Source organism: Sphaerospermopsis sp. LEGE 08334 (genome assembly GCF_015207205.1).
Lineage (GTDB): Bacteria > Cyanobacteriota > Cyanobacteriia > Cyanobacteriales > Nostocaceae > Sphaerospermopsis.
Window position 1 is genome coordinate 43,675 of record NZ_JADEXH010000037.1, and the last position, 18,449, is coordinate 62,123.

An 18,449-nucleotide genomic window follows, 5' to 3' on the forward strand; every position below is an offset into this window, starting at 1 on the left:
TTTTCTTGCCTCTTTCCATGACTATAATCTCTCATTTATTTCGTGAAGGCAATAGTTTTTAAATTGAAAAACGTACATAAATAATGCAATTTTTGACCTCAATTTACTTGATCAAAATATCTACAACTGCGGAAATTAATCTATTGAGTTGAATATTCAGACACTAATTGCTAATTTATCGCTCAAAATTACTACATTTATGAGCTTTTTTGTTAATGCAATTTAGTTAAACAACATAACTAAAATGACTACAAATCCTTATCCCAAAACAGTTTCAGGTAATTTTAGACAACACTTAAAGATAAATTGTCCAATTTCTTTGGACAAAAAAGACTTTTCCCCCTTTCCTCTGTATATCTGTAGATAGGATTTTTTTGTCATAAGCACCCTATTCCCTGTCACCTGTGCTTTGTGGGAGTTTTCCCGTCAAAACTGCATAAGGTGAGGGAGTCGAGAGTTATGAATCAATGGCAGGTGATACTGTTGTAGATAGTTAAATACAAATATTTATGGGTGTGAGATCACGATATTGGCAGTTGGTAAAAATTGATGCAGCGGGACGGCGACAGATTCAGGAAATTACTCCAGCTAAGGCGTTTTTTCTGGAGATGTTTCCCACTGCTACAGTTAATGATGATCTCCCAGATGCAGAAATTAACAAAAAACTACTGCAATTATCCCAAAATGCACCTGTTGATAGATGTTTGTTAGCAGAACGTTGTCTACTCTGTTTTATATCCTGGCAAATTGAGCAAGTTTGCTTACAATTAGAAGCTAAATTTGGGACTGTTCATGGTTTTAAATGTACTGACTTATTGCTTTGTGTTCTCGATGATGATGGTAAACTAGAACCTGTTAGTAATTATCAGTCTTTTTCTCGTCAAATTTTGCAGAGTTTTGATCCAGAAAAAAGCAATTTGACAACCTGGACAAATACACGAGTGAAACAAAATCATAGACTTAATCAATTCCTGTTAGAATGTGGAGTTTATTTAGTTAGTGATTGGGCAATTCTCAATGATACAAAACCTAAACAGTTACAACGAATCTTTACGGAATTTTACTCTTTTACTGCTGGTGAAATTCTCCAAGCTCAACAACTTTTAGAAAGTTATCATGCTATTTATAGAACTGCTCGTTTAGAACAACTTAGGAAGAAAAAAGAAGATAATTTAGAACAACCTCCCAAGAGAAGAGGAGGAAAATGTACTATACCGACAATTGACCAATTACAAGCTATTGCTACTCTTTTACAAAGTAAAACAAATCAAACTCTCAGCAGTGAAACTGTAATGGCACAATTACAAAAACTCGCTGAACAATTACGACAGTATCGAATTTATGCGCGGGGTGGTTCTTTACCAGCAGAATCTTTAGATGTTGTTGATCCTGATGTCTATGGCGGGGGAATTGCAGGTTTTCATAATACTACACAAGCAGTAAATGATGAAGATGAACAAACAGAATTTTTGCAATTATATCGCTCACAATTTATGGCTAGTTTACAACAAGCTTTAGCTATAGTTACTCAAAGAAGAGTAGAACAATTACAACGAAAAAAGGGTGATAAAGCTAAAAAGTTTTTGTTTGCACTTCAGTTATTTCACTGTCAAAATTTATCAATGACAGAAATTGCTGCAAAAGTGGGATTACGCGCTCAAGATGCTGTTACTCGTTTTTTAAAGTTAAAAGATTTTCGTGCTGATGTTGGCCAAGAGCTTTTAATCATCTTATGTAATTCTGTTATGGAATTAGCAAAAAATTATTCTCGCTCAGATAGTCTACAAACCTTAGAAGAAAAAATTAATATTGCTCTCAATGAACAAATTAATCATGTGATTGAAGCTGCTGAAATTCAAGCACAAACAGCAAAAACTCTCACTCCCAAAACCAGTATTTTTAACCAGCTTCTTTGCCACTATTTAGATGATATCATCAGTTAACGAGGAACTATGAATAACTTGTCAAATAATCTCACAAATAATCTCACAAATAATCATCAGCCAATGTCCCTTGAATTTGAAGTTTTACCTATAAGTGCTATTAATCTTGAGCCTGAACAAATTACTCAAGCGGTAGAAAACAGCCTGAAAATAAAAAATCAAGCTCAACAATGGCAAACTTATATTAATACTTTGGCATTATTTACTTTTAAAGCATGGTTGACAGAAAGAGCAGATTCTCTGACTGTTAATGATGATAAATGTACGGTATTTCAACCAGCTATAGCTAATCTTATTCCTGCTGTTGCTAATTTGCAAGTGGGTGAATTTAAGCTTTGCTTATTGACTAATGATAGTCTTGGTGATAATCAAATAATTGTACCGAGAGCCGTTGTAGAATTACCAGAATACATTGCTCATTTTTATGTATTAATAGAAGTTTTGGAAGAACAAGAAATAGCAATAGTTTCCGGCTTTTTATCCTATCAACAATTGATAGAAAAACAAACAGCAGCGAATTTACAACCTGAAACAGACTGGACTTATCAAATGCCGGTGGGTTGGTTTGCACAAGAACCAAATTCTTTATTATTAAACTTGCGTTGTTTAGAAGCAAATGCCATTACTTTACCAGTTACCAACAACCAAAGAACGCAAACTTTAGTATCAATGCAAAATGAGTTAATGGCATTATTACCACAATTACAATTACCTAATGTTGAATTTTGGCAAGTATTAACTTGGGAACAAGGAAGTGCAGTAATTAGTAATTTAGAATTACTCAATTGGCTAGATAATTTACAGCAGCAAGGACATAATTATTCACTGCAAGATAGTTTAAAAGATTTATTCAAACTGTTAACCCAACCAGCGATAAATGTAGGGCGTTGGTTATGGGATGAGTTAGATGAATTAGCAGCGGAACTTTCTTGGCAATTATTACCTAATATAGCACCTATACCAGCTTTGCGGAGTCCTGTGGAGGAATTTCAAGTAATTACTAACCAACTCCAAAGCAGGGGTTTAGAAATTCCCTCTCAAGCGCGGGGTGCTTATCATGATTTGTTGTTGGCAGGATTTCCCCTGCGATTGTATGCTGTAACTTGGCCAATATTATCTGAATCAGATCCTTCGTGGACATTATTATTAGTTTTGGGTACAACTGCACAAAATTCTTTACCTGCTGATTTAAAATTGCGAGTGAGTGATCAGACTAGCATTTTAATAGAACAAGGTATTAATCCACAACAGGGTGATTCTTATTTGTTTACTCGTGTTGTGGGTAGTTGGGATGAGAAGTTTTTGGTGAGTGTGAGTTTAGTAGATGGTGTTGAATTGACCTTGCCTCCATTTACATTTTATCCTGGGCGGTCATATTAATTTTAGTTGGTTACGTTTTTTGTAACGGATGATTATGGCACGGATAAAATGGGAGCATTCCAATTTTAAAAAAATAAACTTAGCCACTGTAAAATCTCTCTAAAACTCTCTTCCCTTCGTTTCCTTCGTCCCTTCGTGGTTCGTTCACTTCAAGTCTTGAACTCAACCAAAAAATCAACTTACACATTTGGGATGCTCCCGATAAAATTTGGTTGAGGTGAAAAAATATCAAATTTTTTCTCAAATTTTTGCATAAGCTCCCTAAGTGTGAGATATAGATAAATATACAAGATAAATATACAGCAATCTATTTTCACCCTGCTTAGAGGAGTGTCTACCATGCTTTACCGTCTTAAATCCCTTTCTCTTGTGACTTTGGTGCTTTCCCTGTCTTTCCCTGTCGGTGTTGCTGAATCAAGGACAAAGGAAATTATACCAACTACCTTGACTGCACAGACAGAAATTACAGAACCACGCAAAAATGAAGCGTTGGGGCTGAATAACTCCAGCTTTCTGAACCATAACTCAAGAATTAACCAGGTATTGGCACAAAAACCAAATAATCAAAAAACTCAAGCAGAAAAACTGCTGCAAAAAGGTGAAGAACTGCTGTTTAATGAGCAATCTCAAGCTGCTTTGCAAAGTTTTCAACAGGCATTGAAGATTTATCGCCGAATTAATAACTCCCTGGGAGCAGGTGAGTCAATTAGATTAATTGGTAGAGCTTACTATGATTTGAAAGATGAAAAGAAGGCAATGACTTACTATAAACGGGCATTGCAAATCGCTGAAACTATCAAAAATCGTGAATTAAAAGGAAAAACATTACTTGCATTAGGAGGCCTGTATTCTCTAAAAGAACCTAAACGCGCTATTTCCTACTATGAAGAAGCTTTAAAAATTGCCAAAGCTATTAATAATTTTGACTTGCAAGCAAGAGTCAATTTCAATTTGGGTAGAGAGACAGAGTATCAAATAGCTTTAGGAAAAGATGATCGCGCCGGTAAATACTATCAAGAAAGTATGATAAATGCACAAAAAAGTAAAAACCATGATACAAAAGTATGGGTACTATTCAAGCTAGGTTTTATTTACCAGTTCAGGAGGAATGCAGTCACAGGAATAAATTTATTAGAACAAGCTTTGGTAATTGTTAGACAGAATAGTAATTCTACAGCAGAAAAGCAGATCCTTCGCAAATACGAACCCTCTCTTCTTATTGCACTTGGCACAGGTTATAGATTCTTTGGTAACGAACTAAATAAAGATCCAGAAGCACTTATTCAAATCAACAAAGAACTTCAGTATTATGAAGAAGCTGTCGCAGTTGCCAAGGAGACAGGGGCAATTATTAAACAAGGAGAAGCGTTAGTTGAAATTGCCAATATCTACAAGGGGACTGAACCATCAAAAGCATTAGCAGCACTGGAGCAAGCTGCAAAAATATTCCAACAGGAGAATAATACTAACAAACTTCAAGCTACCTTGTCTACTTTGGGTGACGTTTATCAACAAATAGGACAATTAGAAAAATCTCTAACATACTATCAGCAAGCTTTAGTTGTTGTAGAGAAAGTAGTTACTCAATCTCCTCTAGATATTGTAAGCAAAAATTGGGCTCAAGCATCTATTTTTGATAGTATCGCCTATGTATATAGGAGTCTTAGTAAGTATGAAAAATCAATTGAATTTTATCAGCAATCGGTAGATATCTGGATCTTAACTTTTAAATATATTGAGGGTCTGAAACCAGATCAAAAAAATGTCTTTTCTATAATGTCTTATGTTGATAATATCAAACGTTTCATTAGAGGAGGCTATAGTGATATAGCATCGAATTATGTTTTTTTAGGGCAACAAGATCAAGTACGAAAAAATCACCAGTTAGGAAAAGCATATTCTGATTCTAGTTCTGATTCTAGTTCTGATTCTAGTTCTGATTCTAGTTCTGATTCTAAAGACCAGAATTTAAAATCTGCATTAGATAATTTAGAAATGTGGGGATCACTTGGAGTCATTGCAGCAAAAGCCTCTGCCTTAGCAGAGGTTGGTATTGCTTATGCTGAACTTGGAAAAAATGATCTGGCATCGAAACATTTTCAACAAGCAATTGAATTATCTGAAAATTTTCCTGCAACTCAAGCAAATATATTTGCTAGTATTGGGTTATTCTATACAAAACAAGGTCAATATGATTTAGCCATAAGTTTTCATGAAAAAGCAGTAGCAGCTGCCCAAAAAGCTAACGACAAATTATCACAAACACTAAATTTAAATGCAATTGGCAGAAATAATTTCGATATAGGCAATCTACCTAAAGCGGTGGTTGCTTTATATGAAGCTATTACAATTTATGAATCTGTGCGGATTGACCTAACAGATAAAAGCCAAATTTCTATTTTTGAATTGCAATCTACAACTTACACTATTTTACAGAAAAGTTTAATTGCTCAAAATAAGTTTCAAGAAGCATTAGAAGTAGCTGAACGTGGTAGGGCGAGAGCATTTGTAAATCTATTAACATCACGTATTTCAGGGAAGCAGGTTAATCAGTTAAATGTTCAACCACCAACCATTGAAAAAATCCAGAAAATTGCCAGAGAGCAAAATGCGACAATTGTAGAATATACAATTACTCATCAATCAGGAAGGCAAAATTATCCAAAAACTTGGAATCCATCTGAGATGTATATCTGGGTAGTTAAACCAACAGGGGAAATTAGCTTTAAACAAGTAGACCTGACAACATTAAAAACACCACTTGTTGATCTTGTAAAAAATAGCCGTATTTCTCTGGGTGCTGGAGGACGGGGAATTAAAGTAGAACCTACAGGTGAGGAAGTTCAAAAAGAGAATTTACAAACCCTACATAAAATATTAATTGATCCTATTGCTTCTCTTCTGCCTACTAACTCAGAAGAAAAAGTCATTTTTATTCCCCATGAATCGCTGTTTTTAGTTCCTTTTGTGGCACTGCAAGATCAAGATGGTAAATACTTAATTGAAAAGCACACAATCTTAACTGCACCAGCAATTCAAGTTTTAGATTTAACATATCAACAACGGCAAAAAGTCCGGGGTAAAGATATCTTAGTCATGGGTAATCCTATTATGCCTAAAGTGGGAAATCCTCCTGTACAACTTGACCCCCTTAAAGGTGCAGAAAAGGAAACTTTGGCAATTGCTAAATTCTTCCAAGATCAATTATTTAAAACTAAAGCTATCACTGGGAAAGATGCCACAGAAACTGCTTTCAAACAAAAATTATCATCTGCCAGAATTATTCATTTAGCAACACATGGACTTTTAGATGATACTGATAAAAGTATTCCTACTGCCATAGCCCTAGCACCTACGAAAAATGATGATGGTTTACTCACTCCTGGGGAAATTTTTGATTTATCTATTAATGCTGAATTGGTGGTTTTGAGTGCTTGCGATACTGGTAGAGGTGCAATTACTGGTGATGGTGTTGTTGGCTTATCTCGTTCTTTGATTACTGCTGGTGCGTCCAGTGTTATTGTCTCTTTGTGGGCTGTTCCAGATGCACCTACAGCAGAATTAATGACTGAGTTTTATCAACAATGGCAACAAAATCCTGATAAGGCTGTGGCGTTAAGAAATGCTATGCTCAACACTATGAAAAAAAGACCTGCTCCAGTAAATTGGGCGGCTTTTACTTTAATTGGTGAGTCTAAGTAGGTTAAAAAAACCAACATTTGTTAGAGGATGTTTTAAAAGTCCCTCATAGTGTATCCAATATTTTCAGATCCCCCCAACCCCCCTTATTAAGGGGGGCTAAATTCATTAAAGTCCCCCTTTTTAAGGGGGATTTAGGGGGATCAATCAGTATCTAATTTCACAACCGAAAACTTTTGAAACAACCTCTTAGAAAATCTTTGTTGGGTTTCTGTATTTAGCAGGCAAGATGCCTGCACCACAAAAGTTTTATCATTCAAACTTGTACCTCTTGAAAAATATGATGAATTTCACAGCTTTTTATCTCACAATTCAACAGGTTGAAAAATTATGTTTATTTCAATTATCTTGGGGGCAAGGACAAAATTTGAGTGTCAATGTCGCCTATCCAGAACATCTAACTAAACTATACCAAGAATGGCAAAAGATTTATCTGAGTTTTTATAATACAGCACTGCGGGGAAAAGTTGCAAATATGGGTAGTCTCCCTACCCCTCCCATTGATTGGCACGCTCGATTAGTACAAGCTGAAGCACAATTTTTATCTGTGTTTCATCACTGGTTACGCAGTGCAGAATTATTTGATATTCGTAAACAAATTGCTCAAGTTAGTAAACAAAATCAAACCCCATATCTTGATATTTTTATCGCTTGCATTACTCCAGATTTAGCCAAGTTGCCTTGGGAAGTATGGGAAATTGGTACAGAATTTGCTTTAGATTCTAGTCAAATTCGCATTGTCCGCACTGCTACAAATCGTCGAGGAACGGTGATAAATACTCAAGGTAAATATCCAAGTAAAGCTAGAATTTTAGTGATTTTAGGAGATGACACAGGTTTAAATTTTGAATCGGAAAAACAAGCTATTGCATCTTTAAAAGATTATGCAGATGTTAAATTTATCGGTTGGCAACCTAACAAGAATATTGATTACTTAAAAACTGAAATCGTCCAAACTATTTCTTGCCAAAATGGCTGGGATATTTTATTTTTTGCAGGACATAGTAATGAAACTAATTTGACTGGTGGTGAATTAGGTATTGCTCCTGGTGTAGCTTTATCAATTTCTCAACTTGAACCGGCTTTAATTACTGCTAAAGATAGAGGATTACAATGTGCTATTTTCAATTCTTGTAATGGATTGAGTATTGCTGATAAATTAATTGATTTGGGTATCAGTCAAGTTGCGGTAATGCGTGAACCTATTCATAATCAAGTAGCAGAAGTATTTTTACCCCGCTTTTTACAAGCTTTGTCTGAATATAAAGATGTTCATGAATCGTTGATTTCAGCAGCACAATATTTAAAAGTTGAAAAGAATTTTACTTATCCCAGTGCATATTTAATTCCTTGTTTATTTCGGCATCCAGGATCAGAGTTATTTCTTCTTCAACCTGCTTTTATTAATCAAGCAATTCAAAAGTTAATTCCTAATCGTCGAGAATTAATTGTAGTTTCAATTTTATTAATTATTAGTTTGCTATTACCAGTTCAACAATTTTTATTACAGCGTCGAATATTATTACAAGCTATTTATCGTCAACTTACAGGACAAGTTGCTGCTACAGTTGCAACCGTAGAAACTCCCCCAGTTCTGTTGATAGAAATTGATGAAGATTCTATTAGAAAAGCTAAAATTTCTAACCCTAAACCGATTGATCGTAAGTATTTAGCAAATTTGATTGATAAGTTAACAGCTAATCAAGCTAAGATTATAGGTATTGATTATTTATTAGATAGACATCAAGGAGAAAGCGATCGCATTCTTGCCAACTCTATCAAAACTGCTGTAAAATCAGCAAAACCGACATGGTTTGTTTTTGCTGGAACCGCAAATCAAGATGGTCAATGGTTACGGGTACTCCCTAATATTGCGGATCTTAATTGGAGTTTAGAAGGTGAAATTGAGATTTTACCTGGATATATGCAATTAATACCTGAAGATAATTCTCAATCCTCAATTTGGAGTTTTTCAGGTTTATTAACTATTAGTCATCAATTACAACAATTTCCTAATGCACTACAACCTAAATTAGATAGTCAGCAAGATTTTTCTCTACAGATGAGAAATTTTCTTTATTCTCAAAAAGAAAATCAGCCTAATATGCTCACATCTTTGATATCCAAAAGATCCCATTCTCAACCAATTACAACTTTAAGTTACTCACTGCATCAAATGTGGATGCACCCAATTATTGATTTTTCTATTTCTCCTCAAGCAATATATAAAAATATTCCCGCTTGGCAATTATTGGAAGATCAAAATATTCCTCATAATTTACAAGATACAATAGTAATTGTTGCAGCAAGATATGAAGAAGCTGGATTATCTTATCCAGGTGAGGATAATATTTCAATATCAAACTTTCCTGCTATTAAATATTGGCGTGATCAAGAAAATCCCATTAATCAAAGCAAAATAAGCCAAATATTAACAGGTGGTGAATATCATGCCTATATGGTACATCATTTACTCACTAACAGATTAGTTATTCCCATTCCTGATTTCTGGATGGTGGGAATAGCTATATTCATAGGTAAAGGTTTAAATTTATATTTAGTCCTATATTTAGTCTCCAGGAACAAATCTCCTCAACTGCAATCTTTAATCCTAGTCACTATAATTACAGGGATTTATGGTTTAATAAGTTTACAAGTCTACATTTCTGCAACTGCAATTTTATTACCTTGTCTGTTACCTTCCATAACATTGTGGTTTTACATTCTATCTGCGATTTCGGAGAAAAAAAATGATGAATAAGTCTTTTTTATCTAGGGTAATTTTATCATCTCTGGTTTTTAGCACTTTAGCTATTTTACCAAATCAAGCGGTTTTGGCTAGGAAAAATCCCCAGAAACCTACTTCTTTTTGGGGTAATATATCCCAAATTCTATTCTCTAAAAAACCACCCGTAAAACCGCGTAAAGGTGGTTCTCGTCCTATAGACTCTATCTGCATAATTTCCCCAGATACTCCTTCTGAAACTAGAATTATTTGGAGCGATCGCCCTTTATTTGCGTGGCAAGGTAAAGTAAAAACAATAAAAGTCACTGATCTAAATAATAATACTGTTATTTTCAGTGAGAATGTAGAAAACACTCAACAATTTACTTACACAGGTGAACCATTGCAACCAGGCCAAACCTACAAGTTAGATATATTTTTGGGTAAAGAAAATCCAGCAGTATTTGTGAAATTTCAAATTATGGAGAGTGAACAACGTGATAGTATTACCGCAGAGTTAAAGAAGCTAAAAAGTCGCTTACAAGCAAAAAAAAGTCATTCTGAGGCGATCGCTGTTGCTAAAGCTGACTACTTTGCTAAGTTGGGTTTATGGTCAGATGTGTTACAGCAAGCTTACTCAGTACAAAAACCCTCTCCTGAGTTAGATAGGATGCTCAAAGAAATTCCTAAGCAGTTATGTAAAGATTCAAAAGCAGAGAGTAAAGATACCAATAGTTTTCGGTTAAGGTCAAAAACATAATAGACATCTCCGAAAATTAATTATGCGTAACCTGAAACCCTTGGTAGGGACAATTCATGAATTGTCCCTACATCTTTTTCGGAGAGGTCTAATATGTAGGTTGGGTTGACGATAGGAAACCCAACATTTAAGCTATTGTGCATTTAAAATGCACAATAGTAAGTTTAAATTTAGAACTTAAAATTAAAATATTTAAAGGCTATTTTGTTTTAGTTAAAAAACATAATATTTAGCTGCATATTAGCTTATAAGGATTTGTTGGGTTTCACTTTGTTCAACCCAACCTACGAATTACCTAAAATATCACATATTCGCCTTGCTTTTGCATTAGCTCTTGACAAAACTCTTTCTGCTAATTGCTTATTTACTTTACGTTTTCCCCTTGTATGTTTTTTACTATTTTATCTGTATAATTCACCATAGAAGAATCCCTTAGAAGAAAATGAAAAATATAGTTTTTGGATTTGTGTTTGGCTTTGCTACTGCGATGCTCTTCAATATTATGCGTCACTATCTAACAGGTCTTGGCATTAGTGCTGGAGACTGGTTGAATTTCAGTGCAGCAATGTTAGCAGTAATAGTATCTCTATGGGATAAAGTCCCATTTTTGACTGAACATCAGAAGTCCAACAGCAAGCTAGATGAAGTCACTACAATTACACAAGGACTTGCTGTTGGTTACTTTTACAACTTTTTACAAGATATCAACGCCATACTTGAAAATGATATTAAGGTTCTATTTGAGGATCAAACACAAAAAACGTTTTCACGTGATCAAGTAGAAATCCAATTGGTAATTCCTAAACGGCTAAACGCCGCCTCTATCCGCCACGCAAGAGATAGTATCAAGGTAGAAAGGCAAGCGGATATTATGAGACCAGGACGCAACTTCAAGATTAACTATGCACTTGAAAATGACGGAGCAAAATTGATCATTAAGGATTTAATTAAACCATCTTTTACCATCAAAGAGTATATGGAGCAATATCTCAAACTAGATCCAGATACAGAGGAGTGGCGTTCCTTGGAAACACAACCATTAGATAAGTTCTGTGAAACAATTAACTTTCTATGCAATAAGTCACAGGGTGTTGCCATCAACCAGATTTCTTGGAGAAAAATTGAGTGAAATATGCTTTGTATATATTACAATGCTTATTTGAAGCATTTTAAACTATTAAATCGTCGCATTAAAAAATCAGTGTTTGTTGGGTTTCACTGTCACTGGTCCTTCACAGATAACTTTTTCAGCAAACCCTAATTAATTGTTAGATAGTGGAACAGGCTTCTAGCCTGTTAACGGGCAAGACTTGTACTGAGCGGTTAGTGAGCGCAGTCGAACTATGTCGAAGTATGCCCATCCCACATTTTATATTTAATTGCAACCAGCTACTTACCCAGATCCTCGACTTGTTAAAGAAATCGGGGATTTATTTTTTTTACATCACTATTTTTGCATAAGCTCCAAAACCTTAGAAATATATATAGTTGTGAACCAATAGTAAATCCAATTACTCAACTTAATTATTTTTGAGGAAATAAAACCATGAAAGTTTGGAAATTAGCAGCAAGCATTTTGGTATTAGGCACAATAGTTATTAGCCCCAAAGCCAACGCTCAAAATTTGTTAAAACCCCAACAATTAACACCATTGCAGAACTCAGTAAATTCAAATTCTCAAGATGTAGATACATACTTTATACAGGGTTTTAAAAAAGTAGAATCGGGAGATTATCGAGGAGCGATCGCTAATTTTAACCAAATTCTCGAAATTGATCCTAATAATGCTTATGCCTATATTGGCCGTGGATTTAGTAGATTTAGCTTAGGAAGCTATAGAGGAGCAAAAAAAGATTTTGATCAAGCCTTAGAAATTACTCCTGATATTGCTTATGCTCACTTTTTTAGAGGTCTTACCCTAGTCATGTTAGAAGATAAACAAGGAGGAATTGCTGATTTGAAACAAGCATCTATTTTGTTTAAACAAGAAGGAGAAGATGAATTATCCCAAAAAGCAGATAACGCAGTCAAACAAATAGAAGCTAGTTAGAAATTATCCCATAAATTACTCAAAAATCGTAGGTTGGGTTGACACCAGGAAACCCAACATTTCCCCATTTTCACATCACATAATCTCCCTGTCAAAATAAAATTGCATAAGCTCCAAAACCCTAGAGGTATATAAACTTTGATATTTTGATATAGCAATTTACCATTCAAGTGAGGTACAAGCTGTAATAATTAAACGCAGATGAACGCAGATAAACGCAGATTATTTTGTACTTCACTAGATTAGGAAACACTATATAATTAATAATCTCCTACTTAACCATGAACAACTTCAAAATTACCCCCCTGAGCTTAATTTCCCAATTAACATCAACTTGCATCATAATTTTAGCAACTATTTCCATACCTGTTAACACCGTTCAAGCCAATAATATATCTCATTCTCCTCACCAAAAATCAACATACAACCAATTACAAAAAAACCTCATTCATCAGAATCAACTAGAAGCGGCATTAGAAATTTCTGAACGCAGCCGCAATGGGGGATTTTGGGAATTATTAACTTCACATAAATCCCATAAAATAGCCAAATCTCTATCTTCAGAAGAAATTAAACAAGTTGCTAAAAAACAAAATGCCACAATTGTGCAATATTCAATTATCAATGATGAATTTGTCATTGCAGGTAAAAAACAAACTCAAGAATCAGAACTGCTAATTTGGGTAATTCAACCTACAGGAGAAATTGCACTTCGTCAAGTGAATCTAAAACCTTTATGGCAAAAAGAAAATACATCTTTAAGTGATTTAGTCGCAGAAAGTCGCCTGAGAATGGGAGCGCGACATAGAAATAATAAAGAAATCAAAGTAGTTCCTACAGAAGAGCATATTTACAAAAAACATTTGCAGAAACTACATGAAATTTTAATTCAACCCATTGCTGATTTATTGCCAAATCAACCCGATAAACACATTATTTTCATTCCTCAAGGAGACTTATTTTTTGTTCCCTTTGCAGCATTGCAGGATAAAAAAGGTCAATATTTAATTGAAAAACATACCATTGCCACTGCGCCCTCAATTCAAGTTTTAGATTTACTTTATCAACGAAAACGGCAAAATCAAGGATTAGTTAAAGATGTGTTAATTGTCGGTAATCCTATCATGCCTACTAAACCATTGCAACCAGGGGAAAATCCGCCAGAAACATTTAATCTTCCAGGTGCAGAACAAGAAGCAAAACAAATAGCTGGGATTTTTAATACCCAAGCACTGACAGGAAAAGCAGCCACAGAAACCGCAATTGTTCAAAGAATGCCCCAAGCGAAAATAATTCATTTAGCTGTAAGCAATGTAAGAAATAAAGAGGGAGAATTTAGCGATGTATTAGCTTTAGGAACTTCCGAACAAGATGATGGGTGGCTGACATCTGAAGAAATTATCAACTTGAATTTAAAAGCGGAATTAGTGGTATTAAGTGGTAATGATACAGCTATAGGAAAAGTTACCAATGATGGTGTAATTGGTTTATCGCGGTCTTTTTTTACCGCAGGTGCTACCAGCGTGATTGGTTCTTTGTGGAGTGTGTCGGATAGGGAAACAGTATTTTTGATGACTGAGTTTTATCAAGAATTAAGTAAAAATCCAGATCAAGCTGCTGCTTTGCGTCAGGCAATGTTAACAACTATGAAGAAATACCCAAATCCGATGAGTTGGGCTAGTTTTATTTTAATTGGTGATGGGTGATGGGTGATTGGTGATGGGGTGAAATTATCCTTGATCTCCTGACTCAAGAGGGCAACCACAGGGGGTTTGCCCCTACGACTCCTGACTTTTGATAATTGGTATAAAATGTATGTCTGATTACAAAATTCGGTTAATTGCATTGATCACATTTATGCTGACGGTTTTACAACCTGCGGTTAATTTACCAGTGTTATTCCAGGTATCACAGGTATTTGCACAAACACCCGCAGCGCGGAAAGCAGAAGCAGATAGACTATTTCAGCAAGGTATTGAGCAATGTAATAACAGTCAATTTACAGCAGCATTACAGTCGTTTCAAGAGGCATTGATTATTTATCGGCAAATCAAAAACCGTTATGGTGAGGCACGTGCTTTAGGTCTTCAAGGTGAAGCTTACCTTAAACTGGGAGATAAAGCTAATGCGATCGCATCTTTCAAACAAGCTTTAGCAATTGCCAAGGAAATCAATAATCAAGATTTGGAGAAACTTGCTCAGGAACGTCTACAGTTTGCTCAAACTGAAAATGACCCTCGTAAAGCACAAGCAGATAGACTCTTTAAGCAAGGTATTGAACAGTATGAAACCAGTCAATTTACAGCAGCATTACAGTCTTGGCAACAAGCATTGATCATTTATCGGCAAATCAAAAACCGTAAAGGTGAGGGTGCTGTTTTAGGTGGTTTGGGAATTGCTTACCATGCACTGGGAGATTACACCAAAGCTATTGAATACTACTCTTCCAGTTTAGCCATTGCCCGTGAAATCAAAGACCGTCAAGGTGAGGGTAATGCTCTAGATAATCTGGGAAATGCTTACTATGCACTGGGAGATTACACCAAAGCCATTGAATACTTCTCCTCCAGTTTAGCTATTTTCCGTGAAATCAAAAACAGTAGAGGTGAGGGTGCTGCTTTAGGTGGTCTGGGAAATGCTTACAATGCACTGGGAGAATACACCAAAGCCATTGAATACCACTCCTCCAGTTTAGCCATTGCCCGTGAAATCAAAGACCGTAATGGTGAGGGTGCTGCTTTAGGTGGTCTGGGAAATGCTTACAATGCACTGGGAGAATACACCAAAGCCATTGAATACCACACCTCCAGTTTAGCCATTGCCCGTGAAATCAAAGACCGTAATGGTGAGGGTGCTGCTTTAGGTGGTCTGGGAAATGCTTACAATGCACTGGGAGAATACACCAAAGCCATTGAATACCACACCTCCAGTTTAGCCATTGCCCGTGAAATCAAAGACCGTAATGGTGAGGGTGCTGCTTTAGGTGGTCTGGGAAATGCTTACAATGCACTGGGAGAATACACCAAAGCCATTGAATACCACACCTCCAGTTTAGCCATTGCCCGTGAAATCAAAGACCGTAATGGTGAGGGTCAATCTCTAGGTAATCTGGGAAATGCTTACGATGCACTAGGAGAATACACCAAAGCCATTGAATACTTCTCCTCCAGTTTAGCCATTTTCCGTGAAATCAAACTCCGTAGAGGTGAGGGTACTGCTCTAGGTAATCTGGGAAATGCTTACTACTCTCTGGGAGATTACACCAAAGCTATTGAATACTACTCTTCCAGTTTAGCCATTGCCCGTGAAATCAAACACCGTAGAGGTGAGGGTCAATCTCTAAATAATCTGGGAAATGCTTACTATGCACTGGGAGATTACACGAAAGCCATTGAATACCACACCTCCAGTTTAGCCATTGCCCGTGAAATCAAAGACATCCAAGGAGAAGGAAGAAGATTAAATAATCTAGGATTAGCTTTCTATGAATCTGGCAACCTTCCACAAGCAGAAACAACTCTCTTTACTACCATTGAAGTATGGGAATCTATCAGAGGAAAATTAGGGAACAATGATAGCTACAAAGTCTCTATTTTTGAAGAACAAGCTCGCACTTACCGTTTATTACAAAAAGTCCTAATTGCTCAAAATAAAACCAATGAAGCTTTAGAAATTTCTGAACGGGGACGTGCTAGGGCATTTGTGGAGTTATTAACTTCACGCCTATCTAACACAAATACCAGTCAAACCTCACAACCTACTGTTGATAAACCCACTATTTCCTTATTACAAAAAATCGCCAAACAACAAAATGCTACACTGGTTCAATATTCCATTATTCCTGATGATTTGAAAATTGATGGTAAACAACAAACCAAAGAATCAGAACTTTATATCTGGGTGATTAAACCTACAGGTGAAATTACCTTCCGTAAATCTGATTTAAAACCCCTGTGGCAAAAAGAAAATACAACTCTGGCAGAACTCGTTACTAATAGTCGTGAATCTATTGGTGTGAGAAGTAGAGGGGGTATTGTAGCTAGTCTAGATCCTAATGCTGCCCCAGTCAAAGGAAGATTTCAAAGACTCCATGAATTACTAATTACACCTATTGCGGATCTTTTACCTAAAAAGGAAACTGAAAGAGTTGTTTTCATTCCTCAAAGTCAATTATTCCTTGTTCCTTTCCCCGCACTGCAAGATGAAAAAGGTAAATATTTAATTGAAAAACATACTATTCTCACTGCTCCATCTATTCAAGTTTTGGATTTAACCCACAAGCATAAACTCAGACAAACCACAAAATCACAATCAAGTTTAATTGTCGGTAATCCTACCATGCCCAAGGTAATATTAGAACCAGGGAAACCAGCCGAACAATTAACACCTTTAATTTGGGCAGAAAAGGAAGCTAAAAATATTGCTTCTATGCTAAATATTTCAGCTTTAACAGGTAATAAAGCCACGAAAGCAGCGATTTTAGAGAAAATGCCCCAAGCCGGGATTATTCACTTTGCTACTCACGGTTTACTTGATGATAACCGGGGTATAGGAAGTGCGATCGCTTTTGCACCATCTGGTAAAGATGATGGTTTACTCACTGCTGACGAAATTCTGAACCTTAAACTAAATGCAGATTTAGTAGTATTAAGTGCTTGTGACACGGGTAGGGGACGCATTACTGGGGATGGAGTAGTGGGTTTATCCCGTTCTTTGATTAGTGCCGGTACTGCCAGTATTATCGTCTCTTTGTGGGCAGTTGATGATGATTCTACATCTTTTCTGATGACGGAGTTTTATAAGAATAGAGAACAAAAACTTGACAAAGCCACCGCATTAAGAAAAGCCATGTTAACAACAAAAGCAAAATATTCTTCTCCTTACAATTGGGCTGCTTTTACCTTAATTGGGGAATCTGAATAGGTTGGTGATGGGTGATGGGTGATGGGTGATGGGTGATGGGTGATGGGTGATTGGTGATTGGTGATGGGTGATGGGTGATTGGTGATTGGTGATTGGTGATGGGTGATAGGTGATGGGTGATGGGTGATTGGTGATTGGTGATGGGTGATGGGTGATGGGTGATTGGTGATTGGTGATTGGTGATGGGTGATTGGTGATGGGTGATTGGTGATTGGTGATTGGTGATGGGTGATTGGTGATGGGTGATTGGTGATTGGTGAAATTATGAAATGTCATGGCATAAACTTTGTAAAGCGATGACTGATTGTTTTAGTCCCTGATTTGAAAGCGTGTTTAGATATTGTTCAAGTGTTTTAGGAGGATTCTTGAGACTATTTATATGTATTTTAACTACTTTGTAAATTTCTGTTGGGTTAAGGTCAATCAAATGCAGAATGAAATCATCTGGATGTTGGGACTCAATACCGTATAGTGAAAGAGCTTGAGCCGGAAAATCTTTCAAGTTAAAAGTAACTATAACACTAGCATTGCAACGAATTGCTGCTGCGAGTACATGACGGTCATTTGAATCTGGAAGTTGTAAACCTTCGATAAGTGCTTCATAACCTGTAACCAAAGAATCTCGAACATGACTGTTCATCAAATTTTTAGTTCTGTTCAGTTGTTCAATGGTCAGATCAGAACGATTGTTTAAAACATTTTTAATCCATTCTAAGTGAATTGCATCTGTCCACCGTGCTTTAAATAGGTCAGTAACGGCAAGTCGCATAAGGAAATCTCTCAATGGTGCTGGATATAACCCACATTCCGCACCCTCAACTGTCACAAGGTAAAAAAGCCATTAAAGTAGTACATAATAACTAAAGATAATTCAAAGATTAAGAGACTTAATGAGAATGAGTAGCATTAAAAGGGAGATGGTGTGAGAAAGTGAAGCTTGGTAACAAAAACAAACGAAAAAAATGAATT

General features: G+C 36.0%; 11 protein-coding genes. 9 read left to right on the forward strand and 2 right to left on the reverse strand.

What is annotated here, in order from left to right; translation table 11 throughout:
- The first annotated feature begins 509 nt into the window (after positions 1 to 509).
- The 9 genes from IQ237_RS19370 (at position 510) to IQ237_RS19410 (ending at position 17,480) form a co-directional block, all read left to right on the forward strand.
- Complete coding sequence (locus IQ237_RS19370; RefSeq protein WP_194058115.1) at positions 510 to 1,943, forward strand: hypothetical protein; 1,434 nt, start codon at positions 510 to 512, stop codon at positions 1,941 to 1,943.
- Positions 1,944 to 1,952: 9 nt separating this feature from the next.
- Positions 1,953 to 3,323 carry a DUF1822 family protein gene (locus IQ237_RS19375; RefSeq protein WP_228020486.1) on the forward strand — a complete coding sequence of 457 codons (1,371 nt, stop codon included), beginning with the start codon at positions 1,953 to 1,955 and terminating at the stop codon, positions 3,321 to 3,323.
- 339 nt (positions 3,324 to 3,662) lie between these two features.
- On the forward strand, positions 3,663 to 7,025 hold the full coding sequence (locus tag IQ237_RS19380; RefSeq protein WP_194058116.1) for a CHAT domain-containing tetratricopeptide repeat protein: 3,363 nt from the start codon (positions 3,663 to 3,665) through the stop codon (positions 7,023 to 7,025).
- Positions 7,026 to 7,302: 277 nt separating this feature from the next.
- Positions 7,303 to 9,783 (forward strand): CHASE2 domain-containing protein, encoded by a 2,481-nt coding sequence (locus tag IQ237_RS19385; protein WP_228020487.1) that lies wholly within the window; start codon positions 7,303 to 7,305, stop codon positions 9,781 to 9,783.
- A complete protein-coding gene (locus IQ237_RS19390) occupies positions 9,776 to 10,507 on the forward strand; it encodes a hypothetical protein (protein WP_194058118.1) in 732 nt (243 codons plus the stop codon). The genes IQ237_RS19385 and IQ237_RS19390 overlap by 8 nt, the downstream gene beginning before the upstream one ends.
- Before the next feature lie 442 nt (positions 10,508 to 10,949).
- Positions 10,950 to 11,636 carry an STING domain-containing protein gene (locus tag IQ237_RS19395; RefSeq protein WP_194058120.1) on the forward strand — a complete coding sequence of 229 codons (687 nt, stop codon included), beginning with the start codon at positions 10,950 to 10,952 and terminating at the stop codon, positions 11,634 to 11,636.
- A 417-nt stretch (positions 11,637 to 12,053) separates the two neighbouring features.
- Positions 12,054 to 12,557, forward strand: a complete 504-nt coding sequence (locus IQ237_RS19400; RefSeq protein WP_194058122.1) for a tetratricopeptide repeat protein — start codon at positions 12,054 to 12,056, stop codon at positions 12,555 to 12,557.
- Between the two features lie 281 nt (positions 12,558 to 12,838).
- Positions 12,839 to 14,263, forward strand: a complete 1,425-nt coding sequence (locus IQ237_RS19405) for a CHAT domain-containing protein (RefSeq protein ID WP_194058124.1) — start codon at positions 12,839 to 12,841, stop codon at positions 14,261 to 14,263.
- Between the two features lie 109 nt (positions 14,264 to 14,372).
- Complete coding sequence (locus IQ237_RS19410; protein ID WP_194058126.1) at positions 14,373 to 17,480, forward strand: tetratricopeptide repeat protein; 3,108 nt, start codon at positions 14,373 to 14,375, stop codon at positions 17,478 to 17,480.
- On the opposite strand, the gene IQ237_RS19415 is transcribed toward IQ237_RS19410, so the two are convergent.
- Together IQ237_RS19415 and IQ237_RS19420 are read right to left on the reverse strand one after the other, a co-directional pair.
- Positions 17,460 to 17,756, reverse strand: a complete 297-nt coding sequence (locus IQ237_RS19415; protein ID WP_194058128.1) for a hypothetical protein — start codon at positions 17,754 to 17,756, stop codon at positions 17,460 to 17,462. The two genes, IQ237_RS19410 and IQ237_RS19415, sit on opposite strands and share 21 nt — an antisense overlap.
- Positions 17,743 to 18,249: a PIN domain-containing protein gene (locus IQ237_RS19420; protein WP_194058130.1), complete on the reverse strand. Its 507-nt coding sequence runs from the start codon at positions 18,247 to 18,249 to the stop codon at positions 17,743 to 17,745. The genes IQ237_RS19415 and IQ237_RS19420 overlap by 14 nt, the downstream gene beginning before the upstream one ends.
- Positions 18,250 to 18,449 lie beyond the last annotated feature (200 nt).

Excerpts from the sequence above, each read along its gene's own strand:
- IQ237_RS19375 (WP_228020486.1), top strand. The coding sequence starts at position 1,953 with ATGAATAACTTGTCAAATAATCTCACAAATAATCTCACAAATAATCAT.
- IQ237_RS19420 (WP_194058130.1), bottom strand. The coding sequence starts at position 18,249 with ATGCGACTTGCCGTTACTGACCTATTTAAAGCACGGTGGACAGATGCA.
- IQ237_RS19415 (WP_194058128.1), bottom strand. The coding sequence starts at position 17,756 with ATGACATTTCATAATTTCACCAATCACCAATCACCCATCACCAATCAC.
- IQ237_RS19390 (WP_194058118.1), top strand. The coding sequence starts at position 9,776 with ATGAATAAGTCTTTTTTATCTAGGGTAATTTTATCATCTCTGGTTTTT.
- IQ237_RS19380 (WP_194058116.1), top strand. The coding sequence starts at position 3,663 with ATGCTTTACCGTCTTAAATCCCTTTCTCTTGTGACTTTGGTGCTTTCC.
- IQ237_RS19405 (WP_194058124.1), top strand. The coding sequence starts at position 12,839 with ATGAACAACTTCAAAATTACCCCCCTGAGCTTAATTTCCCAATTAACA.
- IQ237_RS19410 (WP_194058126.1), top strand. The coding sequence starts at position 14,373 with ATGTCTGATTACAAAATTCGGTTAATTGCATTGATCACATTTATGCTG.
- IQ237_RS19370 (WP_194058115.1), top strand. The coding sequence starts at position 510 with ATGGGTGTGAGATCACGATATTGGCAGTTGGTAAAAATTGATGCAGCG.
- IQ237_RS19395 (WP_194058120.1), top strand. The coding sequence starts at position 10,950 with ATGAAAAATATAGTTTTTGGATTTGTGTTTGGCTTTGCTACTGCGATG.
- IQ237_RS19400 (WP_194058122.1), top strand. The coding sequence starts at position 12,054 with ATGAAAGTTTGGAAATTAGCAGCAAGCATTTTGGTATTAGGCACAATA.
- IQ237_RS19385 (WP_228020487.1), top strand. The coding sequence starts at position 7,303 with ATGATGAATTTCACAGCTTTTTATCTCACAATTCAACAGGTTGAAAAA.